The organism is Sphingopyxis sp. Soil_C_28, assembly GCF_057657055.1.
Genome location: NZ_JBDGJE010000004.1, coordinates 298,382 through 322,641, shown reverse-complemented (window position 1 = coordinate 322,641; position 24,260 = coordinate 298,382). Strand labels below are relative to the sequence as shown.

General features: G+C 65.2%; 27 protein-coding genes. 7 read left to right on the top strand and 20 right to left on the bottom strand.

Annotated elements, in window-relative coordinates:
- Positions 1–195: 195 nt before the first annotated feature.
- The 13 genes from AC3A43_RS18795 to AC3A43_RS18735 form a co-directional block, all read right to left on the bottom strand.
- Positions 196–2,562, bottom strand: a complete 2,367-nt coding sequence (locus AC3A43_RS18795) for a TonB-dependent receptor (protein ID WP_487794085.1) — start codon at positions 2,560–2,562, stop codon at positions 196–198.
- 300 nt (positions 2,563–2,862) lie between these two features.
- Entirely contained in the window at positions 2,863–4,227 is a 1,365-nt protein-coding gene (locus tag AC3A43_RS18790; RefSeq protein WP_487794084.1) for an ammonium transporter, read from the bottom strand.
- Between the two features lie 17 nt (positions 4,228–4,244).
- Positions 4,245–4,583, bottom strand: coding sequence for a P-II family nitrogen regulator (locus AC3A43_RS18785; RefSeq protein WP_003043080.1), 339 nt, complete (start codon positions 4,581–4,583; stop codon positions 4,245–4,247).
- A 193-nt stretch (positions 4,584–4,776) separates the two neighbouring features.
- Positions 4,777–5,472, bottom strand: a complete 696-nt coding sequence (locus tag AC3A43_RS18780) for an endonuclease/exonuclease/phosphatase family protein (RefSeq protein ID WP_487794083.1) — start codon at positions 5,470–5,472, stop codon at positions 4,777–4,779.
- A gap of 18 nt (positions 5,473–5,490) precedes the next feature.
- Positions 5,491–5,721: a putative signal transducing protein gene (locus AC3A43_RS18775; protein ID WP_487794082.1), complete on the bottom strand. Its 231-nt coding sequence runs from the start codon at positions 5,719–5,721 to the stop codon at positions 5,491–5,493.
- Positions 5,721–6,284 (bottom strand): pyridoxamine 5'-phosphate oxidase family protein, encoded by a 564-nt coding sequence (locus AC3A43_RS18770; protein ID WP_487794081.1) that lies wholly within the window; start codon positions 6,282–6,284, stop codon positions 5,721–5,723. Before AC3A43_RS18770 ends, AC3A43_RS18775 begins: the two co-directional genes overlap by 1 nt.
- A 34-nt stretch (positions 6,285–6,318) precedes the next feature.
- Positions 6,319–6,894, bottom strand: coding sequence for a DUF924 family protein (locus tag AC3A43_RS18765; RefSeq protein ID WP_487794298.1), 576 nt, complete (start codon positions 6,892–6,894; stop codon positions 6,319–6,321).
- Between the two features lie 69 nt (positions 6,895–6,963).
- Positions 6,964–7,365 carry a hypothetical protein gene (locus tag AC3A43_RS18760; protein WP_487794080.1) on the bottom strand — a complete coding sequence of 134 codons (402 nt, stop codon included), beginning with the start codon at positions 7,363–7,365 and terminating at the stop codon, positions 6,964–6,966.
- A gap of 80 nt (positions 7,366–7,445) precedes the next feature.
- Positions 7,446–8,666 carry a hypothetical protein gene (locus AC3A43_RS18755; RefSeq protein ID WP_487794079.1) on the bottom strand — a complete coding sequence of 407 codons (1,221 nt, stop codon included), beginning with the start codon at positions 8,664–8,666 and terminating at the stop codon, positions 7,446–7,448.
- Between the two features lie 297 nt (positions 8,667–8,963).
- Positions 8,964–10,406: a metalloprotease TldD gene (gene tldD, locus AC3A43_RS18750; protein WP_487794078.1), complete on the bottom strand. Its 1,443-nt coding sequence runs from the start codon at positions 10,404–10,406 to the stop codon at positions 8,964–8,966.
- Positions 10,407–10,445: 39 nt separating this feature from the next.
- Entirely contained in the window at positions 10,446–10,964 is a 519-nt protein-coding gene (locus AC3A43_RS18745) for a DUF4402 domain-containing protein (RefSeq protein WP_487794077.1), read from the bottom strand.
- Between the two features lie 131 nt (positions 10,965–11,095).
- Positions 11,096–11,293, bottom strand: a complete 198-nt coding sequence (locus AC3A43_RS18740) for a zinc-finger domain-containing protein (RefSeq protein ID WP_487794076.1) — start codon at positions 11,291–11,293, stop codon at positions 11,096–11,098.
- Between the two features lie 136 nt (positions 11,294–11,429).
- Positions 11,430–11,990 carry a DUF4402 domain-containing protein gene (locus AC3A43_RS18735; protein ID WP_487794075.1) on the bottom strand — a complete coding sequence of 187 codons (561 nt, stop codon included), beginning with the start codon at positions 11,988–11,990 and terminating at the stop codon, positions 11,430–11,432.
- 102 nt (positions 11,991–12,092) lie between these two features.
- Between AC3A43_RS18735 and AC3A43_RS18730 the strand changes: the two genes are divergently transcribed.
- Entirely contained in the window at positions 12,093–13,013 is a 921-nt protein-coding gene (locus tag AC3A43_RS18730; protein WP_487794074.1) for an ABC transporter ATP-binding protein, read from the top strand.
- 3 nt (positions 13,014–13,016) lie between these two features.
- Here AC3A43_RS18730 and AC3A43_RS18725 read toward each other — a convergent pair whose 3' ends face one another.
- On the bottom strand, positions 13,017–13,841 hold the full coding sequence (locus AC3A43_RS18725) for an endonuclease/exonuclease/phosphatase family protein (RefSeq protein WP_487794073.1): 825 nt from the start codon (positions 13,839–13,841) through the stop codon (positions 13,017–13,019).
- 72 nt (positions 13,842–13,913) lie between these two features.
- Between AC3A43_RS18725 and nadB the strand changes: the two genes are divergently transcribed.
- Together nadB and AC3A43_RS18715 are read left to right on the top strand one after the other, a co-directional pair.
- Entirely contained in the window at positions 13,914–15,491 is a 1,578-nt protein-coding gene (gene nadB / locus AC3A43_RS18720; RefSeq protein ID WP_487794072.1) for an L-aspartate oxidase, read from the top strand.
- A gap of 60 nt (positions 15,492–15,551) precedes the next feature.
- A complete protein-coding gene (locus AC3A43_RS18715) occupies positions 15,552–16,277 on the top strand; it encodes an AAA family ATPase (RefSeq protein ID WP_487794071.1) in 726 nt (241 codons plus the stop codon).
- Between the two features lie 3 nt (positions 16,278–16,280).
- On the opposite strand, the gene AC3A43_RS18710 is transcribed toward AC3A43_RS18715, so the two are convergent.
- The 3 genes from AC3A43_RS18710 to AC3A43_RS18700 all read right to left on the bottom strand — a co-directional run bounded on the left by AC3A43_RS18710 (position 16,281) and on the right by AC3A43_RS18700 (position 18,437).
- Positions 16,281–16,526, bottom strand: a complete 246-nt coding sequence (locus AC3A43_RS18710; RefSeq protein ID WP_487794070.1) for a GlsB/YeaQ/YmgE family stress response membrane protein — start codon at positions 16,524–16,526, stop codon at positions 16,281–16,283.
- Positions 16,523–17,725, bottom strand: a complete 1,203-nt coding sequence (locus AC3A43_RS18705; protein ID WP_487794069.1) for a M20 metallopeptidase family protein — start codon at positions 17,723–17,725, stop codon at positions 16,523–16,525. The genes AC3A43_RS18710 and AC3A43_RS18705 overlap by 4 nt, the downstream gene beginning before the upstream one ends.
- A gap of 76 nt (positions 17,726–17,801) precedes the next feature.
- A complete protein-coding gene (locus AC3A43_RS18700) occupies positions 17,802–18,437 on the bottom strand; it encodes a hypothetical protein (protein WP_487794068.1) in 636 nt (211 codons plus the stop codon).
- Positions 18,438–18,512: 75 nt separating this feature from the next.
- On the opposite strand from AC3A43_RS18700, the gene AC3A43_RS18695 reads away from it, so the two are divergent.
- Together AC3A43_RS18695 and AC3A43_RS18690 are read left to right on the top strand one after the other, a co-directional pair.
- Positions 18,513–18,839: a PadR family transcriptional regulator gene (locus tag AC3A43_RS18695; RefSeq protein ID WP_487794067.1), complete on the top strand. Its 327-nt coding sequence runs from the start codon at positions 18,513–18,515 to the stop codon at positions 18,837–18,839.
- Complete coding sequence (locus AC3A43_RS18690) at positions 18,836–19,432, top strand: HAAS signaling domain-containing protein (RefSeq protein WP_487794066.1); 597 nt, start codon at positions 18,836–18,838, stop codon at positions 19,430–19,432. Before AC3A43_RS18695 ends, AC3A43_RS18690 begins: the two co-directional genes overlap by 4 nt.
- On the opposite strand, the gene AC3A43_RS18685 is transcribed toward AC3A43_RS18690, so the two are convergent.
- Positions 19,429–20,604: an acyl-CoA dehydrogenase family protein gene (locus AC3A43_RS18685; protein ID WP_487794065.1), complete on the bottom strand. Its 1,176-nt coding sequence runs from the start codon at positions 20,602–20,604 to the stop codon at positions 19,429–19,431. The two genes, AC3A43_RS18690 and AC3A43_RS18685, sit on opposite strands and share 4 nt — an antisense overlap.
- 78 nt (positions 20,605–20,682) lie before the next feature.
- Between AC3A43_RS18685 and AC3A43_RS18680 the strand changes: the two genes are divergently transcribed.
- On the top strand, positions 20,683–21,939 hold the full coding sequence (locus tag AC3A43_RS18680) for a dipeptidase (RefSeq protein WP_487794064.1): 1,257 nt from the start codon (positions 20,683–20,685) through the stop codon (positions 21,937–21,939).
- Positions 21,940–21,942: 3 nt separating this feature from the next.
- On the opposite strand, the gene AC3A43_RS18675 is transcribed toward AC3A43_RS18680, so the two are convergent.
- Entirely contained in the window at positions 21,943–22,362 is a 420-nt protein-coding gene (locus AC3A43_RS18675; RefSeq protein ID WP_487794063.1) for a DoxX family protein, read from the bottom strand.
- A 73-nt stretch (positions 22,363–22,435) separates the two neighbouring features.
- Here AC3A43_RS18675 and AC3A43_RS18670 point away from each other — a divergent pair, with 73 nt between their 5' ends.
- A complete protein-coding gene (locus AC3A43_RS18670; RefSeq protein ID WP_487794062.1) occupies positions 22,436–22,894 on the top strand; it encodes a TlpA family protein disulfide reductase in 459 nt (152 codons plus the stop codon).
- Here the strand turns inward: AC3A43_RS18670 and AC3A43_RS18665 are convergent.
- Positions 22,891–24,186 carry an FAD-dependent oxidoreductase gene (locus AC3A43_RS18665; protein ID WP_487794061.1) on the bottom strand — a complete coding sequence of 432 codons (1,296 nt, stop codon included), beginning with the start codon at positions 24,184–24,186 and terminating at the stop codon, positions 22,891–22,893. The genes AC3A43_RS18670 and AC3A43_RS18665 overlap by 4 nt on opposite strands.
- Positions 24,187–24,260 lie beyond the last annotated feature (74 nt).

Here is a 24,260-nt window from a genome sequence, read left to right as displayed (position 1 = left end):
AAAAGAGGGCCGGGACTTGCGTCCCGGCCCAGCCTTTCAGGCTCTCCCCTCCTGAAACTGTTGACGCAATGAATGCCATATTAATGTCATGTTGAAAAGGCCTAAATTTACGGCAGCGCTGCCCAAATATTGTGCAGCGCAGCGTGCAGCAAAAAAGGGTCGGATCCGGACCCGGATCCGACCCCTTTTCCAGACCTAGAAGGTCTTGCGCGCGGTGATGCCAAAGGTGCGCGGCTGCCCGACGGTATAGCCGAGCCGGGCGCGGCCGCCGCGTTCGCGATCGAACGAAAGCAGGGCATTTTCGTCGAACACATTGTTGACATAGGCGATCAGCGAGAGGCCATTGTCGAAGTCGACTCCGGCGCTGAGATTGACCAGCTGGTAATCGGGAAGCTCCAGGTCGATCGTCGTCGATGCGTTCGCCGGAGCGCCGCCGAACGGCGTGCCATGGACGAAGGTGCGCGGATTATTCTCCTGATCCGCCGGCTGGGTATAGCGCGCCCCGACATGCTGCACCGATGCCGAGACATACATGTTCGCGGCATCGCCGATCGGCCATTCGTAGCTGCCCGACGCCGAGATCTGGAATTTCGGCACCGAGGGCAGGCGGTTGCCTTCGCGGATACCGGTCGTGGCGGCGAGCACGCCGGGCAGTGTCGAATCGAATTCGGCCTCGATGATGCTGCCCGAGAGATTGAGGTCGAGGCCGTCGACCGGCGATACGCCGAGTTCGAATTCGACGCCCATCGAATGCGCCTTGGGCACGTTGAAGACGACGCGCGACGAACAACTGCCGGCATCGAGCGTGACCTGCAGATTCTTGATGTCGTTGTAAAAGCCCGCAGCATTGAAGGTGAAACCGCGGCCCTGCGACTTTACGCCGAGTTCGTAGTTCCACAGCGTTTCGTCGTCATAGTCCTGGAAGCCACCGAACAGCGCGGCGTCGGCGGGCGAACAGAGCGGCAGGTTGAGCGGGTCGTTTACCCCGCCGAGGCGGAAGCCCTTCGACGCCTGCGCGTTGACCGTGACATCCTCGCTGACGTCGTAGGACAGCAGGAAGCGCGGGGTGAAGCCGCTCGACTTGGTGCTGTCGGTGCGGTTGTCGCCATTGGCGAAGAGGCCGCCCGATTTGAAGCTGCGCGTTTCCTTGAAGTCGTAATAGCGCCCGCCCGCGGTCGCGGTGAAGGCGTCGGATAGGTCGTAGCTGACCTCGCCGAAGACTGCGAACTGCTTGATATCGTACGGCAGGAAGGCGTTGTACGGCGAATCGGGCGCAAAGCCGTTGCGCACGCTGGCGGAGGTTCCCGCGCCGAGCGTTGCGTCGGTCACCGCGTCATAGCCCGGCGTCGGCAGCGTTTGCTGGTAGACCCGGTCGACCTTGGAGTAAAAGCCGCCGATCACCCACTGGAACGGGCTGTCATTGTCCGAGGCGAGGCGCAATTCCTGCGTCCAGGTCTCCAGCGCGGTGGTATCGACGAGGTTTGACGGCAACAGGACGCCCGCGGCGGGGAAGCCGAGATCGACCGACACCGAACCCGACAGCGAACTCGCATCGCGGCTGACGAGAATGTCGCGGTTGATATAGCTCGTCACCGAGGTCAGCTTGGCGCCGCCGAGGCCGACGTTGATGCCAAGATCGGCGATCAATGTTTCGTCGTCGAACCCTTCGCGTAGCAGCAGATATTGCTCGCGTTCGTCGAACGTGACCTTGGGCCGCGTCGTCGTGAATTCATTCGCGTAAAGATTGTAGACGTCCTGCCGGTTGAAGCCGTCGGCCTTGACCTTCTGATACACGATGCGCGGGGTGATCGAGAGATTGTCGGTCGGCTCGAAGGTCAGCGCGAGGCGTCCGCCATAGCGTTCGCCGCTGTTGATATCGTCCTTGCCCGCCGGGCCGATCGCGTTGATGAAGCCGCCGTAGCGCGTGTAATAGCCGACCGCGCGTATCGCCGCATTCTCGCCCATCGGAATGTTGATCGCGCCTTTGAGATGGCCGCCGATATCGTCGCCGTCGACAAGATTGAGATTCGCCTCGACGCTGCCTTCCATCACGCCAAGCTTTGGCTGGTTGGTGATGTAGCGGATCGTGCCGCCGACCGAACCCGAACCGAAGAGCGTGCCCTGCGGTCCACGCAGCGTTTCGACGCGGTTCAAATCATAAAGGTCGATGTCGGGGGTGAAGAGCGACAGCGAGATCACGCTTTCGTCGAGATAGACGCCGACCTGTTCCTTGACGCCGGGCTGGTCGCGGACGACCTGCCCTGCAGAGACGCCGCGTACCGACACCTGGCTCTGGCCGGGCCCGAGATTCTGGACCGAGAGGCCCGCGACGTTGCGTGACAGGTCTTCGAGCGTCACGGCGCCCGATTTCTGGATATCCTCGGCCGTCTGCGCGTTGATCGAGAAGGGAATGTCCTGAAGATTCGCGTCGCGCTTGGTCGCGGTGACGATAATGATATTGCCGTCGTCCTCGGCTTCGGCGGCGGCATTTTGCGCCGCGGCGGGTGTGCTGATCACGAGCGCGAGCAGCGACAGCCCCGCCAACATGTGGGAACGTGCCATTTAGATCCTCCTCCTGGTGGCCAGTCTTCGCTGGTCCGGCAGAGGGAGTGCGCCTCTTGTCATAGATGCGCAATGGCGCATGAATCTTGCGCAAAGAATGACCGGGGCGTGTTGCGCGGCGGCCACAGTCAAAAAGAAGGCCGGGAACAAGCCCCGGGCCCGTGACCGTTCCGGCCACAATCAAAAAAATGGCCGGGGACAAGCCCCGGCCAGTGGTTCGCAGGAGGAACCTCGGTAGGATCCCGCCGCCGCCGCTTGAAAGGAGAGAGACGTGCGGCAGCGGGTATCCTGTCTCGTTGATCAATAGTTGTAGGCGCGCTCTCCATGCTCGCCGAGGTCGAGGCCTTCGCGCTCCACCTCTTCGGAGACGCGCCCGCCGGTGACGGCTTTGGCGATGTAGAAGGCGATGGCCGAACCGACCGCCGACCAGAGGACCGCGACGCCGACCGACTTGAGCTGGATGACCAGCTGACCCGCGAGGTCGTAATCGTCGGCGCCCGGGCCGCCGAGTGCGGGCAGCATGGTGACCGCGGTCAGGATCGAGCCGATCAGGCCGCCGATGCCGTGGATGCCGAACACGTCGAGCGAGTCGTCGAAGCCGAACTTGGCTTTGAGCTTCATCACGAACCAGCAGCAGACGATACCGGCGACGGCGCCGAGCAGGATCGCGCCGAACGGGCCCGAATTGCCTGCGGCCGGGGTGACTGCGACGAGGCCGGCGATCGCACCCGAACAGGCGCCGAGCAGCGAACCCTTATGGCCGAGCGCGCGTTCGGTGAGCATCCAGAACAGGACGCCGGCGGCGGTCGCGGTGAAGGTGTTGATCAGCGCAAGGCCGGCCGAGCCATTGGCTTCGAGTGCCGAACCGGCGTTGAAGCCGAACCAGCCCACCCAGAGGAGACCGGTACCGATCAGCGTCATGGTCAGCGAGTGCGGCGCCATGATGTCCTTCTGGTAACCCGAACGCTTGCCGATGATGAGGCAGCCAACGAGCGCCGCGACGCCTGCGTTGATGTGGACGACGGTGCCGCCCGCAAAGTCGAGCGCGCCCCAGCCGAAGATGAGGCCGGTCGAAGCATCGTCACCGCCCAGATACCAGACCATGTGCGCGATCGGGTAATAGACGATGGTCAGCCAGACGATCGCGAAGACCATGACCGCCGAGAATTTCATGCGTTCGACGAGGCCGCCGAGGACCAGCGCAACGGTGATCGCAGAGAAGGTCATCTGGAAGGCGATGAACACGAATTCGGGGATCACGACGCCATCGCTGAAGGTCGCAACGGTCGAATCCGCGGTGACACCAGCGAGGAACAACTTGCCCGCCGAGATGAACTGGTTGGCGTCGCCGCCAAAGGCGAGGCTGTAGCCGAACATCACCCACATGATCATTGCGAGCGCCGCGACGGCGAGGATCTGCGTCAGGACCGACGCCATATTCTTGGTGCGGACAAGCCCGCCATAGAACAGCGCGAGGCCCGGGACGATCATCGCCATGACGAGCACGGTCGAGATCATCATCCAGGCGGTGTCACCCTTGTCGGGCGTCGGCGCGGCGGCTTCGGCGACGGCGGGTGCCGCCTCCTGCGCCCAGGCGGGCAGCGCGGCGAACAGCGAGAGGCCGACGGCCCCGGCGCTCGCCGCAAATTTATTTGCGAACGTCATAGTTTCCCCCTTCGTCATTACAGTGCCGCCTCGCCGGTCTCGCCGGTGCGGATGCGCACGGCCTGACCCACGTCGAGAACGAAAATCTTGCCGTCGCCGATCGAACCGGTGCCGGCGCTTTGCTGCAGCGTTTCGACGACCCGCGGTGCGAGCGCGTCGTCGCAGACGAGCTCGATCTTCACTTTCGGCACCATGTTGGTGGCATATTCGGCCCCGCGGTAGATTTCTGTCTGCCCCTTTTGCCGACCGAATCCCTTGACCTCGGTCACGGTCATGCCGGCGATGCCCAATCCGGTGAGCGCCTCGCGCACCTCGTCGAGCTTGAATGGTTTGATGATGGCCAAGATCAGCTTCATGACGCCCCCTTTTGCTAATGGCTCCATGTTGCACTGCAACAGCCGTGCCAGATTGCGCGGGTGCTGGAAAAGTTAACATTTTGTGACGCGGGGGTGACCGTGCGGCGAACAATCGTTCGTTCGCTGGGCAGCAGAGGCAGAGGTTTGCCTAAATTTTGGGCAGCCTTGTCGCCCTTCCGCAAGCGGGAGGAGACTAACCGACCGTTTTGAACCGTGCCCAGATCGGCAAATGGTCCGATGCGCGTGCCGCCAGCGCGCTTTGATGCACCCCGGCGTCGATCGCTTCGAGGTCGGGGGTGGCGAAAATGCGGTCGAGCCTGGCGACCGGACGGCGGCTGTGGAAGCTGTGGCCGGTTTCGACCATTGGATGCCGCTCGCCGAAATCGGCGAGGCAGCCGCCGCGATTGCGCCATTCGTTGCAGTCGCCCATCAGAATCGTCGGCAGATCCTCGCCGTCGGCGAGATGCGACAGGATTGCCCGTGCCTGCTGGCGGCGGCGGAGACCCGAAATATCGAGATGCATGCCGACCACCCGCAATCTGGTGTCGCCGATGCGGATCGTCGCCGCGACCGCGCCGCGCGGCTCGAGCGTCGGCAAATGGAGCGCATGGCTTTCCTCGACCTCGGCGCCCTTGCGCACGAGCAGGGCGTTGCCGTGCCAGCCGATGCTGTGCGGGCGATTGTCGAGCGTCACCGGGACATAGTCGCTATTGTCTTCGAACATGTGCGGCGGGATCGCGCTGGCGCGCGTGCCGAAACGGCGGTCGGCCTCCTGCAGCGCGACGATGTCGGCGTCGAGCTCGCCCAGCACCGACAGCACCCGGCCGGGGTCGCGGCGGCGATCGAGTCCGATGCCCTTGCGCATATTGTAACTGGCGACCTTGATCATGATTTGCTTTTCAAGCGCTCAGGCCGCGTTTCCGTTCCCGCCGCCCTCGAATTCGGCGATCAGGGCCTGTGCTTCGCCCAGATCCTCGTCGAGCACCATGATGCGGACCGGGATCAGGAGCCCGACGCTTTCGGCGATATTCATGCCCGCATCGAAGCACACCGCATGCACACCTGCACTTTCAAGCCGGCCGCGCAGCAATTCGGCTTCGGCGCCATTGGGAAGGCGCACCAGTTCGACCAACGGCATCAGGCGGGCTCGCCCGGGATGAAGCGGTCGGTCGGGCGCGTTGGCAGGCCGTCGATGCTTTTGGTGCGGCCCTGGAGTTTTTCGACCCACAAATCGGGGTCGGCCTGACGGTGATATTTCTGCAGCGTTTCGCGTTCGTGCTGCAATTCCATCATCGGCACGCCCCAGCCACAGCTCGTCTGTACGCTGTCGATGTCGATCACGAAAATCTGGCGCGTACCGGGGACCAGCGTGAAGTTCGCGGCAAGCGCGTCCCACTCGGCGTCCTGCGGCAGCACGGGCCGCCCGCGGCCATAGATGCGCAGGATCAGCGCGGTGCGGTCGAAAGCGCAGAACATGATCGTGATGCGGCCGTCGGCGGCGAGATGCGCATGGGTTTCGTTGCCCGATCCGCCGAGGTCGAGATAGGCGACCTGGCTATCCGAAAGGATTTTGAAACTGTCGGCATAGCCCTTGGGCGACAGGTTGATGCGCGCGCCCTCGGCGGCGGTCGCGGTGAAATAGACCGGCTGCTTGTCGATGAAGGCGATATGCTTGTCGGTCAGCGTGTCGGTGAATTCCATGGCTGCGCTCCGCGGGTTGGATGCGCCCGCCCTATCACCAATTCTTGCCTTCCTCCACCGCCGCTTCCTCGTCGGGGCGCGTCGTGCGGCCGAGGACGGCATTGCGGTGCGGGAAGCGCCCGAAGCGGTCGATGATGTCGAAATGCTTTTGCGCATAATCATGGAACATCGGGTCGGCGAACTGGCTGAACAGGCGTAACGATTCGCGCTGGTCGGCGATGTCCTCGCTATGTTCGAAGGGCAGGTATGCGAACTGGCGGCGCTCGTCGGGCCAGTCCTGGTCCCAGCCGCGCGCGACGATGCCGCGCGCGATCGCGCGGGCAAGGTCGTCGGTGGCAAAGGCGTCGGCGTGGCCGCGGAACAGGTTGCGCGGAACCTGATCGAACAGGATCGTCGCCGCGAGCGCGGCATCGGGATCGGTCAGGAAGGTTTCGGCGGGCTGCGATCGCAACGCTTCGTGCCAGCCTTCAGCAAGGGCGCGAACCTCGGCATCGAAATCGGGGCCGCCGCCGTACCAGTCGTCGAAACCATGTTCGTCGAACCAGAAGGTGAGAAGTTGTGCGGCCCAATCGGCGGGCGGTGCGGCGGGAGTCTCGGGGTTTGTCATCATCACCCGCAGCGAAGCAATCCCGAGCGGTTTAGGCAAGCCGGATTGCTTCATTGCGTGGCAATGACAAGATTATTCGCCTTTGACGCGGCGATAGGGGACGAATTCGCCGAGCGAGACGAAGCCGGTGTAAAAATGACTGGTGCGGTCGCGCAGTTCGATTGCATCGATGCTGCAAAGCTGGCTGCCGGTCGTTTTGGTCACGAGAATATCGTCATCATCGAGCGATTCGGCGCCGCCCTTCGGCCGGTTGACCCAGAGCGTGCTGCCGACCCGGTAGACGATTGCGGTCTTGTCGATGATCTGCGAGCTGCGCGCGGTCGAGAGCGAGATGCAATCCTGCGGTTCGCCTGCGACGCGGCCTTCGAGCAGCTTGGCGAGCTGGTCCTCAGGCGCGAGCTTTTCGCGCGCGGTGGCGGCGGGCGCTGCCGCGATGGCGGCGGCGGCGAGAAGCGCCGGGATGAGGTGACGCATGGTTCGACTCCTGTCTTTCATACCCTACCCGGCGCTTTTCTACGCCGCTCCCCGTGAACGGGGGCTGACTCGCCGCCGTTTCAGCACGCCCCGTCGGGAAGCGGGATGCCGAGCGGGCCTTTGCATTTCTTCTTCTTCGCGGGCTCGACCGGGGTGCTTCCGCCCGTCGACGATCCGCCCATGCCGCCGAAATCGGCCCCGATCATCAGCATCGTGCGCGAGCGGAAGCGGACCTTTGCGGTCCAGTCGATGTTCCACGTCGCATTGCCCGCGGGCTTGGGCGGATAGGAGAAATTCGCCTCGGGCCCGAAGGCGTTAAGATTGCCGATCATCATCTCGCCCGATGCCTTTTTGACCTCGGCCGGAATCTGGCAGCTGGTTTGCGATGGCGGCATCACGATCTTTTTGGTGATCAGGTTCGCGACGACCGATGGCGGCAGCCAGTCCCAGAGGCCGCCGCCGAATTCCTTCGACGCGCTGCTCGTCCACCAGACGATATCGCCGACGTCGTTCTTGCCGCCGCCATTGCCCATGCCGCCGATCGTCCACGCGGCGTAGCCGGTCGCCGTGGGGACCTGATTCCAGCGCAGCATCACCGACTGGTCGCCCTGGATCGCGGTTGAGGCCGAAAGCCCCTGCATATAATCCTGCGCGAGGGTGAAGTTGATGTCGGGGCCGTAATTGCTCGCGACCCGGTGCGCACCGAGCAGCGACGATCCACCGCCCGGCTGCTTGCCATTCTTGCTGTTCGGCCAGTCGGTGTAGGAGCGGCTGTTCATCTGGCTGACTTCGCGGATCACGGGCACCGCGCTCGAAAAGAGACCTGGTGGAACCTGGCCCGCGGCGACCTTGGCGAAATCGATGATCACCGGCTGGCCCGGCCCGGCCTTCGCGCCGCAACCCCAATAGAGGAGCAGGCGGCCCTTCGGGCGCTCGAAGTCGGTCGGATAGCTGCCTTCCTTGCGCTCGACGCTGATCAGCGGCACCGATTTGCCGAGCTTCGCCTGCGGCTGGAAGAAATGGTCGCCCTTCGGCGGCGGCGCGGTCGGCGCCTCGTTCGATCCGAGGCGGAGCATGAGCTGATAGGCGATCCTGCTCGACGGATCGCCGCCGAACATCATCCCCATCGCGCCGCCGATGCCGCCGCGCCCGCCGCCCGCCATCGCGGCGAAGCCCGACATCGTCGCGACGTCCATCTCGTAACGTTCCTTGGGACCGGTCGATTTTTGCGCCGAGCCGGGGACGGCGGCGAGCATCGCGGCCACGGCGGCCACGGAAACGAAACGCAGACTCGAACGCATATTACCCTCCCTGTTGCAGGGCGTGCCCCGCGGATGATGCGACCCGATTCTTCTTTTGTTGAGGTGAGCTATATGCGCGGGAGGGGCGAACGCCAAGTGAGGGCGATCACAGCTATTCAACCTCCCCCTTGATGGGGGAGGCAGCGAGACTTGTCAGCTTGCTGGCTAGTCGCAGCGGAGGGGGTGGGCTCTCGCTCCCAGGCGACGGCGCGATTACGCGCGATCACCCTCATCCAACTTCGCCTAGCCGCTTCGCGGGCAAGGCTTCGTATCCTTCTCCCATCAAGGAGAAGGAATTTAAGCCGTACCGCCCACCGTCAGCCCGCTGACCAGCAGAGTCGGCTGGCCGACGCCCGCGGGGACGCTCTGGCCGCCTTTGCCGCAGATGCCGATGCCTTCGTCGAGCGCCATGTCGTTGCCGATGCCCATGACCTTGGTCAGCACGCTGGGGCCGTCGCCGATCAGCGTCGCGCCCTTGATCGAATCGCCCAATTTGCCATTCTCGATCTTGTACGCCTCGGTGCAGCTGAAGACGAACTTGCCCGACACGATATCGACCTGTCCGCCGCCAAAACTTTTGGCGAAAATGCCGTTCTTGACGCGGCTGAGCAGCTCGGCGGGATCGTCGTTGCCGCCCTTCATGAAGGTGTTGGTCATTCGCGGCATCGGCGCGTGCGCGAAGCTTTCGCGGCGGCCGTTACCGGTGGGTTCGACCCCCATCAGCCGCGCGTTGAGGCGGTCCTGCATATAGCCTTTGAGGATGCCGTCCTCGATCAGCACGGTTTCGCCGGTCGGAGTGCCTTCGTCGTCGATGCTGAGCGAGCCGCGGCGGCCGCCGCCGACGGGACTGTCCATCGCGCCGTCGTCGACCACCGTCACCCCGGGCGCCGCAACGCGCTGACCGATGCGGCCTGAGAATGCGCTGGTGCCCTTGCGGTTGAAATCGCCCTCGAGGCCGTGGCCGACCGCTTCGTGGAGGAGCACGCCGGGCCAACCGGGGCCGAGCAACACGGTGAATTCGCCCGCGGGGGCGTCGACCGCGCGCAAATTGACGAGCGCCTGCGCCAGCGCCTCGTCGATCGCGCGGTTCCACTGCGCGGGTTCGAACAGATGATCGTACATGTAACGCCCGCCGAGGCCAAAAACCCCGGTTTCGCGGCGACCATTTTCTTCGACCACGATCGAGACGTTGAGGCGCACGAGCGGGCGGATGTCGGTCGCGAGGAAGCCGTCGGCGCGGACGATTTCGACCACCGACCAGCTGCCCGCGAGCGAGACCGAAACCTGAACGATGCGCGGATCACGTTCGCGCGCGGCGGTGTCGATTTCCTGGCAGAGCGCGACCTTCTTGGCGAAGGGGATGAGGTCGAGCGGGTTCGCTTCGTCGTAGAGATGGCGGTTGGTGCGCGGCGGCGGCGCGGCGTGCGGCTGGCTCGAGGGGTCGAGCAGCGCGAGGGTTTCGGCGGCGCGGCGGATCGCCCCGGCGCTGATGTCGCTGGCGTGCGCAAAGCCCGTCATCTCGCCCGACACGGCGCGCAGGCCGAACCCGGCGTCGGTCGAATAGTCGGCAGTCTTGAGCCGGCCGTCGTCGAAACCGAAGCTCTCGGTCGCGCGATATTGCAGGTAAAGTTCGCCGTCGTCGGCCTTGGCGAGCGCTTCGCGCGCGAGCGCCTGCGCCAGATCGGGGTCGAGCGCGTCGGCGCGATAGAGGAAGCGGCGGGGGTCGGTCGGGCTTGTCATGAAGCCGATATAGGCACGCGCGTCCCCCGACGCCAGCGGTCAGAGATAATTGACCGTGAGGGTGAAGGTGCCGTTGTAGTCGCCCGCGGGCTGGTTCGCGGGGACGGTGAGCGTGCCGCCGATATAATAGGTCTGGACGCCGCTCGGCAGCAGCGTGCCGCCGAGCAGGGCGATGCCGCCGCCGCTGGTGCTCGTGGCGCGGACGAGGGTCGCGGTCATCGGCGCCGCGCCGCCGCCGACGCGGGTGAGCGTGACCGAGGTGCTGCCCGAAACGGTGATGAGCAGGATGCCGCCGGTGCCCTGAAAGATCGCGCGCTGCGTCCCGGCGCCGACCGGCGTCACACCGCCCGCCGTCGTGCGCACGCCGGTGACGGCGTTGATCGACACGGTCCCGCCGGTCGGGCCGCTGACCATCGTTCCGAAATCGAGATCGTCGGTCTTGATCAACGTGTTCGGGCGGACGACCGCCGCGTTGACGGTGACATTGGTGTCGGCGGCATAAGCCGGCGCAGAAAGCCCCGCGCTCGCCGCTGTCGCGGCGATGGTCAGGGCGCGCAATGCGCCCCGACGGTTTTTGGTCCCTTGAATCCCCACAGATTCTGCTCCTGTCTGGCACATCTTATGCCAGCGGGACCTTCATCACTGATGCATGGGGTTGGTAAACTGGACGTTTACTTCCGGCAGCCGGCTCAGGCTTTGTCGGCGATCCCGCCGATGAGAATGAAGCGGCGGTCGCAATAGCCGCAGTCGGCGAAGCCATCGTCGGTGTCGATTTCGAGCCATACGCGCGGGTGGCCGAGCGCCGCATCGGCGAGGCCGTCGCCGGTGCCGTCGCAGGCGATGCGGGTCTTGGGCGTGCGGATCGTTTCGGGTGCGGGCTGGGTCATCGACCGCGCCCATAGCAAGCGAGACGGGCGCCCGCAATCGGGTCTGCACAATCTGTGTGGGGCTTTGACGGCACCGGTGCAGGCACCCTTTCGGGCGCAAGTGGTCCCCCGGTGCCGTCCTTCCCCCACAGAAGGTCTAAAGATAGTTGAGCGTGATCGTGAACGTGCCGCTGTAATCGCCCGGGGTCTGGTTGGCGCCGACCTCGAGCGTGCCGCCGACGGGGAAATTATAATTTCCGAGCGCGCTGGCGATGCTGAAGCGTGTCGGCGTCGTCGACAGGATCGCGGTCGGCGTGCTGCCGATCTCGAAATCGCGTACGCGCATCCGCACCCCCGGCCCGGTGATCCAGATCGTATTCGATCCGAGCGAAATATTGACCTGCCGATTCGGCGTGCCGAGCCCCGCGAAGCGCGCAGGTTCGCCGCCGCTGCCCGAGAGCGTCACGCCGCCGGTGCGCGTCCGTGTCCCGTCGGGGGCAAGGCGCACCGTGCCCGCGGTTCCCGAGGCGATGATGCTCCCGAAATCGAGGTCGTTGACCTTGAAGAAACTGAGCGGCCGAAGCACAATGGCTTCGGCCTCGCTCTGCGCACTGTTCTGCGCCAGCGCCGGCGAAGCGGCGGCGGCACCCAGAAAAAGCGCAAAGCTGGCTAGGCCGCGCTGCATCGGCAGCGGGCAAATGATGTGGCTGGTCCTCACATCATTGGTCCTAGCGGCGAGTTTCCAATTTAGCGTTAACGTCGCGCTGACGAAAAATTAGCGGGCTTTCGCAGGCGAGTGCACGCGGCTATGGAAGCGGCCATGAGTGAAGCCGCCATCCGCATCGACGCCGTCTCCAAAGTTTACTCCGGCGGCAAGCAGGCGCTCGACAATGTCAGTTTTGACGTGCCGCGCGGCCAGATCTTCGGGCTGCTCGGGCCGAATGGCGCGGGCAAGTCGACGCTGATCAATATTCTTGCGGGGCTGGTCAACAAGACCGCGGGCAGCGCGAGCATCTGGGGCTTCGACATCGACGCCGATCCGCGCAATGCCAAATATTCGATCGGCATCGTGCCGCAGGAAATCGTCTTCGATCCCTTTTTCACGCCCTATGAGACGCTGGAGAATCAGGCCGGGCTGTACGGCGTGCCCAAGGCGAAGCGCATTTCGGACGAGCTGCTCGCCGCCGTGCATCTGTCGGACAAGCGCGATGCCTATGCACGCACCTTGTCGGGGGGGATGAAGCGCCGCCTGCTCGTCGCGAAGGCGATGGTCCATTCGCCGCCGATCATTGTGCTCGACGAGCCGACCGCGGGGGTCGACATCGAACTTCGCCAGCAGCTCTGGGATTATGTCCAGCGCCTCAACGATCGCGGCGTCACCGTCGTGCTGACGACGCATTATCTGGAAGAGGCCGAGGAGCTGTGCGACCGGATTGCGATCATCAACCATGGCAAGCTGATCGCGAACAAGCCGACGCGCGAGCTGGTCGACATGGCGCGCGAGAAGATCGTCGTCGTGACGCTCGATGCCGATATTACCGATTTGCCGACGCACCCGGCTTTTGAAAAGATTGAGCGCGAGGGTGAGCGTGGGCTCGCGATCAGTTACAACAAGGACCGGATGAACGCCGGCGAAGTGCTCGCCGCGGTCAATGCGATGGGGCATGGCATCGTCGATGTGTCGACGCGCGAGGCCGATCTGGAAGATGTGTTCCTGAATTTGACGCGCAGCGCGGCCTGAGACTCAACGGCGCGTCAGGCGCGCTGCTACTCCGAAATGGTCCGACGGATATTCGCCGTCTACCGCGATGTTGCCGATGACGCGGGCATCGGTGACGGCGAAGGCCGCGCTTTCGGCGAAGATATGGTCGATTACGCGGGGTTGATGCCCGCGCGCGGGATTGAGCGTGGTCGCGGTGCTGCCGGCGGGCAGCGCCGATGTGAAGCGCGGCGGTCCCATCGCCTTCAGCCCCGGGTCGCTCAGCGGCGCGTTGAAATCGCCCATCACGACAAGCGGGGTGCCGCCAGCCGGCAGCCAGCCGAGCAGGTCGGCGAGTTGTTCCGCGCGGACGGCGGTGGCTTCATGCTGCCAGGCAAGATGCGTTGCGACGATATCGACGGGGCCCGCTTCGGTTCGCACGCGGACGCGTATCGCGGTGCGATAATCGGATAGGGGCTCGAGCTTGCGGCGGGCGACCTCGATCACGGGCAGGCGGGTCAGGATGGCATTACCGTAGCGCTTCGGTGATCCCTCGGGTTCGGGTGCGACGAAATGGACTTGCGTGAAGCCGAGCGCACCCGCGATCGTAACGGCCTGATTGGGCAGTCCTTTGCCCGCGTCCTCGAGCACCTCCTCGAGCGCGATCACATCCAGGTCGGCGGCGCGCAGCGCGGCCGTCAGCAGTTCGAGCCGCTTCGGCCACTGGCCGCCCGCATCATGCCAGATGTTGAACGTCGCGACACCTAGCTGGCTTGCCGCGCCCGGGGCGATGCGGTGCGCACAAGCCGCGAGCGGAAGCCCCGCAATTCCGGTCAGCAACATGCGCCGGCCAAGTTCCGCTTTGAGCATGGCGATAAATTCCCTTGGCCGACCTCTTCGATCCCCCTGTCATGCAGCGTCCTGCTGTGCAACAGAGGCGCCATGAGTGAATACGACGTCATCATCGTGGGCTCGGGTGCCGCAGGGCTCACCGCCGCCATCGCGCTCGCCGACCATTGCAAGGTTCTCGTGCTCGCGAAGGGCGAACTGACCGGCGGATCGACCGCCTGGGCGCAGGGCGGGATCGCGGCGGTGCTCGATGCGGGCGACACGTTTGAGAATCACATCGAGGATACGATGGTCGCGGGCGGCGGGCTCAACCGGCGCGATACGGTCGAGTTCGTGATCGAGAACGCGCCGCACGCGATCGAGCGGCTCGTCGAAATGGGCGTGCCGTTCAACAAGGACGCCGAGGCGCTGCACCTGACGCGCGAGGGCGGGCATTCGCACCGGCGCATCGTCCATGTCGACGACGCGACCGGCTGGGCGGTGCAGGCGGCGCTGCTCAAGACCGCCGAGGCGCATCCGAACGTCACCTTGCTCCCCGGGCAGGCGTGCATCGACCTGATCACCGGCCGCCACGAAGCGCGCTATTCGGGATCGGGGCGCGTGTGGGGCGTCTATGCGCTCGACGAGAAAACGGGGAAGGTCCACGCGCATGTCGGCCGCGCGACGATCCTGGCGAGCGGCGGAGCGGGGCGTGTGTACCAGTTCTCGACGGCGCCAAGAGGGGCGACCGGCGACGGTATCGCGATGGCGTGGCGCGCCGGCGCGCGCGTTTCAAATATGGAGATGATGCAGTTCCACCCGACCTGCCTCTATAATCTCGACGTCAAGAATTTCCTGATCACCGAAGCAGTGCGCGGCGAGGGCGGCATATTGAAGCACCCCGTCACCGGCCACCGCTACATGCCCGATTATGATGCGCGCGCCGAGCTGGCGCCGCGCGATGTCGTGGCGCGCGCGAACGATGATCAGATCAAACGCTCGGGGCTCGATTATGTCCATCTCGACATCAGCCACAAGGATCCCGATTTCGTCGCGGGGCATTTTCCGAACATCTATGAAAAGCTGCTGACGCTCGGCATCGACATGACGAAGCAGCCGATCCCGGTGGTGCCCGCGCAGCATTATACGTGCGGCGGGGTGCTGATCGATCTCGACGGGCGCACCGACCTGCCCGGCCTCTATGCCGCGGGCGAATGCACCGAAAGCGGGCTGCACGGTGCGAATCGCCTCGCGTCGAACTCGCTGCTCGAATGCTTCGTGTTTGGCGAAGCCGCGGCGAAGCATATTATCGAGTGCTGGGACTCGCTCGACGCGCCGCCAGCCATCCGCCCGTGGGACGCGAGCCGCGTCACCGACTCCGACGAAGAGGTGGTGATCAAGCAGAACTGGACCGAGATTCGCCGCTTCATGTGGAATTATGTCGGCATCGTGCGCACGACCAAGCGGCTCGAACGCGCGCAGCACCGCATCAACATGATGACGCATGAGGTCGAGGATTATTACGGTCATTTCCGCGTCACGACCGACCTCATTGAACTCCGCAACCTGCTGCAATGCGCCGAACTGATCGTGCGCAGCGCGCTCCATCGCAAGGAAAGCCGCGGGCTGCATTATACGCTCGATTACCCCGACCTGCTGCCGCAGGCGGTCGATACGGTGCTGGTGCCGTGAGCGGTGGCTAGAAAGACGTCCCGGATCAAGCTTCCGCCGCCCTATCTGCGGCGGGTGTGGATGCCAGAGCCGGTCGCCGATGCCGACAAGCCCGCGATCGACCGCAAAACATACCCCTTTAATATCCCGTTGTTCGGCGATCCGGCGTTCGAAGTCCGGTTCGAAAAACCCGTCACGATATTGGTGGGCGAAAACGGGTCGGGCAAATCGACCCTGCTCGAGGCGATCGCCGTACTGGCGGGGTTCAGCGAGGGCGGGGGCGGTTATGGCCACCGCGCGGTCGATCGGTCGGACATTTCGGGAAGCGATGGCGGCGTGCTGGCGGACGCGTTTCGCGCGGCCTGGCTGCCCAAGATCGGTCAAGGCTTTTTCTTCCGCGCCGAGACCTTCTTTTCGCTGGCACGCTATGTCGATCAGGCCGCCCATGACGTTGGCGCCGCGCGGCCCGATTATCTGTCATGGTCGCACGGCGAGGGTTTTCTGGGGTTTTTCGAAGAACGCGCCGATCAGCAGGGTATCTATATCTTCGACGAGCCCGAATCGGCGCTCTCGCCGTCACGCCAGTTCGAATTTCTCAAACTGCTGCGCCGCATCCAGCGCGCGAATAACAGCCAGGTCATCATGGCGACGCACTCGCCGATTCTGATGGCGCTGCCCGACGCCGATTTGTGGCAGATCAGCCCGCTCGGCATCGAACCAGTGCAACTCGAAGACACCGCGCATTACCGGCTCTATCGCGAATTCATGCTCTATCCGCACGAAACGGTCGAGGCGATGACCGAATAGACGTCAGCCGCCGACGCCGAGCAGCCGCCCCACAAGGATCAACACGATCGCTCCGATCACCGACGCAAGGCAGCCCGCGCGGTGGAAGTCGCCGCGGCCGCGCGAGGTGGCAAGGCCGGCGAGCAGCGATCCGCCGATGCCGAGCAGGATCGTCGCGATCCATCCCATCTGCACCGCGCCCGGATAGAAGAAGCGCGCGAGCGCGCCGATGATCAGGCCCGAGATGATGGCGCCGATGATATTGATCATGCATTGAATCCTTCATTCAGAAAGCGTTCGGCAAGCGCCGCGTGCAAGGCGGCGCCGCGTGCCATGACCTTTTCATCAAGCACCATATGGTTCGAATGGAGGCCGCAGCACGCCCGCCAGTCGCTGCCTTCCGCACTCGCGCCGAGCCAGAACATTGCGCCGGGGACCTTTTCGAGGACGTAGGAGAAATCCTCGGCTCCCATCACCGGATGGTCCATCGTCAGCCAGGCCGCCTCGCCGAAGATGTCTTCGACGACCGACTGGCCGAAGGTGACCGCGCGGCTGTCGCAGATGGTTACGGGAAAGCCCTCCTCGATCGTCACTTCGGCGGTGCAGCCATGCGCCTCGGCGATCGCGGGGGCGAGGCGCTTCAATTCGCGCGCCACCATCGCGCGGCGTTCGGGCGACAGCGTGCGGATCGTGCCGAGCATCTCGGCACTTTCGGGGATGATATTGTTCGTCGTTCCCGCGGCGATCTTTGCGATGGTGACGACGGCAGGATCGAACACCGAGATGCGGCGCGTCACCATCGTCTGGATCGCGGTGACGATCGAACAGGCGACGGGGATCGGATCGACCGCATCGTGCGGCATCGAGGCATGACCGCCTGCGCCCTTGACGGTGATTGACAGCACGTCGGACGACGCGAGCAGCGGTCCCGCGCGCCCGGCGAAGATGCCGTGCGGCGCGTTGGGCATGATGTGGAGTGCGAAGGCGGCATCGGGCAGCGGGTCAATGATCCCGTCGTTCAGCATGAAGCGCGCGCCATGATGGCCCTCCTCGCCCGGCTGGAACATGAACATCACGGTGCCGGGCAGGCGATCGCGCGCGGCACACAGCAGCTTTGCTGCGCCGACGAGCATCGCGACATGCGTGTCGTGCCCGCACGCATGCATCGCGCCGGTCGTTTCGGAAGAAAAGTCGAGCCCCGTGTCCTCGATGAGTGGCAGCGCATCCATGTCGCCGCGCAGCAGCACGGTGCGCCCGTTCGCAGGCCCACGCAGGATCGCGATTAGCCCCGTGGTCGAAGGCCCCTCGCGAAACTCGAGCGGCAGCCCGGCAAGCGCGTGCTTGATCTTCGCGAGCGTCTTGGGGTTTTGGAGCCCCAGCTCGGGTTCGCGGTGGATCGCGCGGCGAAGGTCGACGAGGTCGTCGAGGAGGGTTTCGGCCTCAGCGGGCCAGGTGGTGGTGAGCGTCATGCGCGGCCTCTCGTTCGCCGGGGGTTCGGTGTCCACCCTGCAGCCGATCCGCCGCTAAGTCGAGAGGGCGGTACGGCTAAGCCAGCGCCGTCCTGTGCTGTTTTCGCCCTGCGACCACCCGCAGCACGATGACCGCGACGACCAGCGCGACCGGCAGCGCGTACCAGCCGCTCACCGGGATGCGTTTGCCATTGGTGAAGATGAAGCTGAGCGCCACGATCCACACCCCCCACCAGTGCAGCCGGCCCCACGTCTTTCGTCCCATCGCCTTGACCATGTGGTCGAACGAGGTCGCGGCGAGCAGCGCGATAAACAGATAGGCGGTCCCTCCGGTGACGATCGATTTGGGGTTGGAGAGTCCCCAGAAGACACCGGGGTCGGTCTGCCACAGCGCGATGATCGCAAGCGCGTGGATGAAATGCGACATCGCAAAACCGAGCCCGAGCTGGCGCCGGTTGCGGCGCAGCCAGCGGGTGAAGGGGCCGGGCCACAGCCTCGCTGCCGCCGACGCGGCAAAGGCGGCGAGGAACATGACGAGCGACGTGCGCGCGGTGGCGCGGATCACCATGCGATAGCCGTCGGTATCCCAGCCGATGACGAAGAGAAAGCCGAGCGCCATCGCCGCCAGCGCCCCGGTGAGGGTCCAGAACAGCCCCCAGCCTTCGGTCCAGCCACTTGTCGCCGTCGTCGCCCCGGTTGTCGTCACCGTCATCACATCCTCCCGATCAAGCCTAGTGTTGCTAGGTATAACTTGCATACCTAGCGTTGCAAAGCTAAATCAGCGGGCATGTCATCGGAAATGCTCAAGGGCCATCTCGACGCGGTGCTGCTCGCCACCATCGGCGATGCCGCGCTCCACGGCTATGCGATCATCGAGGCGATCCGCGAGCGTAGTGGCGGCCATTTCGACCTGCCCGAAGGGACGATATATCCGGCGCTGCATCGGCTCGAACTCGCGGGGCTGCTGTCGAGTCGCTGGGTCCAGCCCGATGGGGGGCGTAAGCGCCGCGTTTACGCGCTGACCGACAAGGGACGCGAGTCGCTCGTCGACCGGCGCGCCGGCTGGCAAAGCTTTGCCAGCGGTATCGACCGGGTGCTGGGCGCGCGCGCATGAGCGGTCCGATCGCCACCTATCTCGACGAACTCGATCGGGTTCTCGCGTTCGATCCGCGCCTGTCGCGCCGCGTGCACGACGAGATCGAATCGCATCTTTTCGATACCGCCGAACGGGTCGGCGAGGCCGATGCGGTGCGGCGCTTCGGGCGCCCGGCCGAAATCGCTCGTGCCTATGCCGAGGCGGCCTTGCCCGACCGGTTGCGGCGGTCGTGTATCACGGCGGCCGCGCTGGGCGGCGCGACGTTGCTGCTGATGCGGCTGCGCACGGTGCTGCTCGATATTCCAGGCGGGGCCGATCCGCTCGCCTGGCTCGATCGGGGCGGATTGTTCGCGGCGTTGCTGTGCATCGGTGCGGCCTGGTGGTTTTCGTCGCGTTATCGGATCGCATCGGTGCGCAAGGCGCTGCATCTGGCCGCCGGATGTCTCGCCCTGTCGGTCGGTGCAAGCCTTTTGCGCGCGGTCGCGGGGGCCAGCGGCGATGGCGCCTTTGTGCTGATCGTCGGCACCGCTTCTGTCGAACTGGCGATGATTGGCGGACTGATGGCACAACTCGCGCGGCTCGACCGCTATGCGCGGCGCCTCGCGGCCTAGCGTCCGCCCCCGAACAACTGCCGGCCCGCGAGGTCCAGCATGATTTCCTCGCTGCCGCCGCCGATCGCGTTGACGCGGACTTCGCGGTAGATGCGTTCGACCTTGCTGCCGGTGATATAGGATGCGCCGCCGAGGACCTGTGCGGCCTCGCGCGCGACGGCCTCCAGCATGCGCGTTGCCTGCACCTTCAGCATCGCGAAGTCGGCGGGGCGGTCCTTGCCGTTTTTGACCTGCCAGGCGCAGAGGTCGACCCACGCTTGTGTCGCCTCGATCTGGCGTTCCATGTCGGCGAGCTTGATGCGGATCGACTGGTGGCCGACGAGCGGCTTGCCGAAGGTCTCGCGGTTCTGTGCCCATTCGGCGGCCTCGGCCATCGCGACGCGGGCATAGGCGCAGCAGCCCATCGCCATGCCGAGCCGTTCCGAATTGAAATTGCGCATGATGCCGATGAAGCCGGCATTCTCCTGGCCGATGAGATTTTCGGCCGGAACGCGGACGTCGCTGAAATGGATCGCAGCGGTGTCGCTGCAGCGCCAGCCCATCTTGTCGAGCCTTGTGCGTTCGACGCCGGGGCTGTCCATGTCGATAAGGAGCAAGGAGATGCCCGCGGCGCCGGGGCCGCCGGTGCGCACCGCGCAAGTCAGCCAGTCGGCGCGCATGCCGCTGGTGATGAACATCTTGCCGCCGTTGACGATGTAGCTGTCGCCGTCCTTGGTCGCGGTGGTCTTGAGGTTCGCGACGTCGCTGCCGCCGCTCGCCTCGGTGATGCCGAGCGCGATGATCGTCTCGCCAGCGAGCACGGGCGGGGCGACGCGCTGTTTCAGTTCTTCGGAGCCGAGCGCGAGGATCGGCGGCAGGCCGATGCCGTGCGTCATCAGCGACGCGCCGAGGCCGCCGGCGCCGACCGCGGCGAGTTCCTCGGTCAGCACGAGGCCGTGGAAATTGTCGAAACCTTCCGAATGACCACCATATTGTTCGGGATAACGCAGGCCAAGGATGCCCGCGTCGGCGGCTTTCCTGTGGAGCTCGCGGGGAAGCTCGCCCTCGGCCTCCCAGCGGTCGATGTGCGGGGCGATCTCGCGGGTGACGAAGCGGCGGACGCTTTGCGCCAGCGCCTCATGGGTTTCGTCATAATAGGGCGATCTTGCACGCCAGTCGTCAAATGCTGTCATGCGCCGATGCTGCGCGGGCTTGACGCGCGCGTCAAGCAGGGCTTGCGCCGCCGCGCCAAGCACTTAAGGTCGTGCTCCATGAACAAGCCCATCCTGCTCGCCGGCCTTGCCGCATTCGCCCTCATTTCCACCCCCGCCGCGGCGCAGAAGTCGCCCGAAGCGATCGCCGAAGCCGCGCTCAAAAAGGCGCCGGTGTTCGACGGGCATAATGACGTGCCATGGGAATTGCGGGGAGAGGTCGGCAATGTGATCAACGACTTCGACTTTCGCGACACCACCAGGCCCAAGCCCGACGGAACGGTGATGCACACCGACATCCAGCGCCTGCGCAAGGGGCATGTCGGGGCGCAATTCTGGTCGGTCTATGTGCCGTCGAACACGAACGAGCAGCAGGCGGTGCAGCAGACGATCGAACAGATCGACGTCGCGAAGCGGCTGATTGCCCGCTATCCGAACGACCTTGGCTTCGCGTCGACCTCGGCCGAACTCGAACAGCAGATGAAGGCGGGCAAGGTCGCCGGCATGCTGGGGATGGAGGGCGGTCAGTCGATCGGCTCGTCGCTTGCCGTGCTGCGCCAGCTCTATGGCATGGGCGCGCGCTACATGACGCTGACCCACGGCAAGACGACGCCTTGGGCCGACAGCGCGACCGACGCGCCGCAGCATGACGGGCTCACCGATTTCGGGCGTAAGGTCGTGCAGGAAATGAACCGCATCGGCATGATCGTCGATTTGAGCCATGTCAGCGAAGCGACGATGAAGGACGCGCTTGAGGTGTCGAAGGCGCCGGTCATGTTCAGCCATTCGGGCGTCCGTGGGGTCAACGACCATCCGCGCAACGTGCCCGACAGCGTGCTGCCCGCGGTGAAGGCCAATGGCGGCGTCGTGATGGTGGTGCTCTATGCCGCCTTCCTCGACCCCAAGCTGCGCGCGCATGGCCTGACGCGGACGGCGGAGAAGGCGCGGCTCGACGCGCTGTATGTCGGCAATCCCGACGCTGTCGCCCCGGCGCTGAAGGCGTGGGACGCGGCGAACCCGGCGCCGCAGACGCCGATCGGGATCGCGGCGGACCATATCGACCATATCAAGGCGACGATCGGCGTCGATCATATCGGGATCGGCGGCGATTATGACGGGATGGACGCGACCCCGGTGGGGCTGGAGGATGTCACGGGCTATCCGCGGCTGTTCGCCGAACTCGCGCGGCGTGGCTATACGCAGGCTGAACTGGAGAAGATTTCGAGCGGCAATATGTTGCGGGTGCTGAAGGCGGTCGAAGCCTATGCGGCAAGCCAGAAGGGCCAGCTGCCGATCGAGACGCCGGTCGCGAAATAAGGGTCAGGCGCGGCGGCGAAACGGCCTGTCGGTCGCGCCGCCCGCCCAGAGCGCCCACCAGATGATCAGCGGCTGCGCGGCAAGGCGCGGCCCGTGGTACCACCAGCTCAGCGTTTCGCCGCCGATCGCGACATTGGCGAGCGCATGGTGGAAATTGGCGGGCCAGACGCACAGGGCATAGAGCGCGAGGCCCCAGCCGGCGGCTTTGCGCGTGGCGGGGATCATGAGGCCGATCGCACCAGCGATCTCGGCAACGCCGGTCGCCGCCACGACGAGTTCGGGCGCGGGCACCCACGACGGGGTGATTGCGAGGAACGGCGCCGGACGCGCAAGATGCGCCCAGCCCGCATAGCCATAAGCCAGCGCGAGCAGCCAGCGAAACAGCGTGCGGACCGGATGATGTTTCGTCTTGCCTGATTTCATTATTCTCTCTTACAATCTGTCCATGCAGGGGCAAATATTTCGCCATCGGGGGATGGTATTCGCAGTCGCCTTGATGGCGCCATTTCTTGTTGGGGCGGGAAGGTCGGCGCCCAAGACAGGCGTCGCGGCGCCCGAGTTCACGCTCACGACTTTGGCCAAGCGCAAGGTCCGGCTGTCGGAATTGCGCGGCAAGGTGGTGATCATCAACTATTGGGCAACCTGGTGCGCGCCGTGCAAGGCCGAGATGCCCATGATGCACAGCTATTTCCGCGCAAACCAGACGCGCGGGCTGGAAATGTTCGGGGTGACGACGCAGGACAGCGTCCCGCCCTACCGCCTGAAGGAAGTGTCCGCGGCGTTATCCTACCCGCTCGCGGCGAGGATCAGCGGCGGGTACGGGGCGATCAAGAACGCCGTGCCGTCGACCTATATCATCGACCGCAAAGGCGTGCTGCGGGTGGCTCGATCGGGCGTGTTCACCGCCGCCGAGTTCAAGGCGGCGGTCGATCCGCTGCTCGCCGAAGCGCCTTAACGGCCGATCGCTTCGAGCATCGCCTCGATGCTGGTGAATTTTTCGCGGGGGTTGCCGTCGAGCGCGGCCGCGACCTCGGCCTCCTCGATCTTGCGCCAGTCACGGAAGGTGACCGGGGTGACGCCGCGGCTGGCGAGCAGGGCATCGAGTGCGGCGCGCCCTGCCTTGCCCCCGCCGCGGCCGATATCCTCGAGCACCATCTCGCCGATGCGCGCGCCGTCGGGCTTGTTTGTCCCGATCGTCCCCGACGGCCCGCGGCGTGCCCAGCCGACGCAATAGAGGCCGGGCAGGATTCGCCCGTCGTCGTTGGCAAAACGGCCGCGGCCATGCTCGTAGGGTACGCCGGGGATCGGCGGGGTCTGATAGCCGATGCAGCTGATCACGAGACCCGCGTCGATCGCATAGATTTCGCCGGTGCCGTTGCTGCGCAGATCGGCGTCGAGTGTCGTGCGCTCGACGATCACGCGCTGCGCACGGCCGTCTTCGCCCTCGATCGCGACGGGCATCGCGAAGAAATCGAAATCGATCGTCACCGGCTTGGCGACCGGGTTGGCGGTGAAGCTGCGCAGATGCGTGACCGATTTGCGCATCCCGGGTTCGAGAAGCGCGTCGTCGCCTTCCGGCGGCAGGTCGGCGGGGTCGACGCGCGGGCTGGCACGTTCGAGGTGGCCAAGTTCGCCCAGCTCCTTCGGCGTCATTGCGATCTGGTGCGGGCCGCGGCGGCCGAGGATGTGGATATGGCGCACCGCGCTCGCCTCCAGCACCTGGCGGGCGTGCGCGACGATGTCGCTGCCCGCGAACTCCTGCGGCGTCTTCGCCAGGATGCGCGCGACGTCGAGCGCGACATTGCCGTTGCCGATCACTGCGACGCCGGGGGCGTCGAGCGGCGGATCAAGGTCCGCAAAATCGGGATGGCCGTTGTACCAGCCGACGAAGGCCGCGCTGCCGATCACCCCGGGAAGGTCGGCACCGGGAATATCGAGCGGTCGGTCGTCGGGCGCCCCGGTGGCGAGGATGACCGCGTCGTAAAGCTCGACCAGCTCGTCGATCGTGACATCGGTGCCGACCGAGACATGGCCGACAAAGCGGACATTGTCGGCCAGCGCGGTGCCTTCGTACCGGCGCGACACCGCCTTGATCGACTGGTGGTCGGGCGCGACCCCGGTGCGGATCAGGCCATAGGGAACGGGCAGCCGGTCGATGACGTCGACCGCGATATCGTCCGCCTTCTGCAGAGTTTCGGCGGTATAATAGCCCGCAGGGCCCGACCCCACGATCGCGACATGACGCATCAACCCACTCCTTCGGGTGTCCGCGCGGGCGCGCGGCCCCCTTCTTGTTATAAGTGCGATGCTAGCGGCGAAAT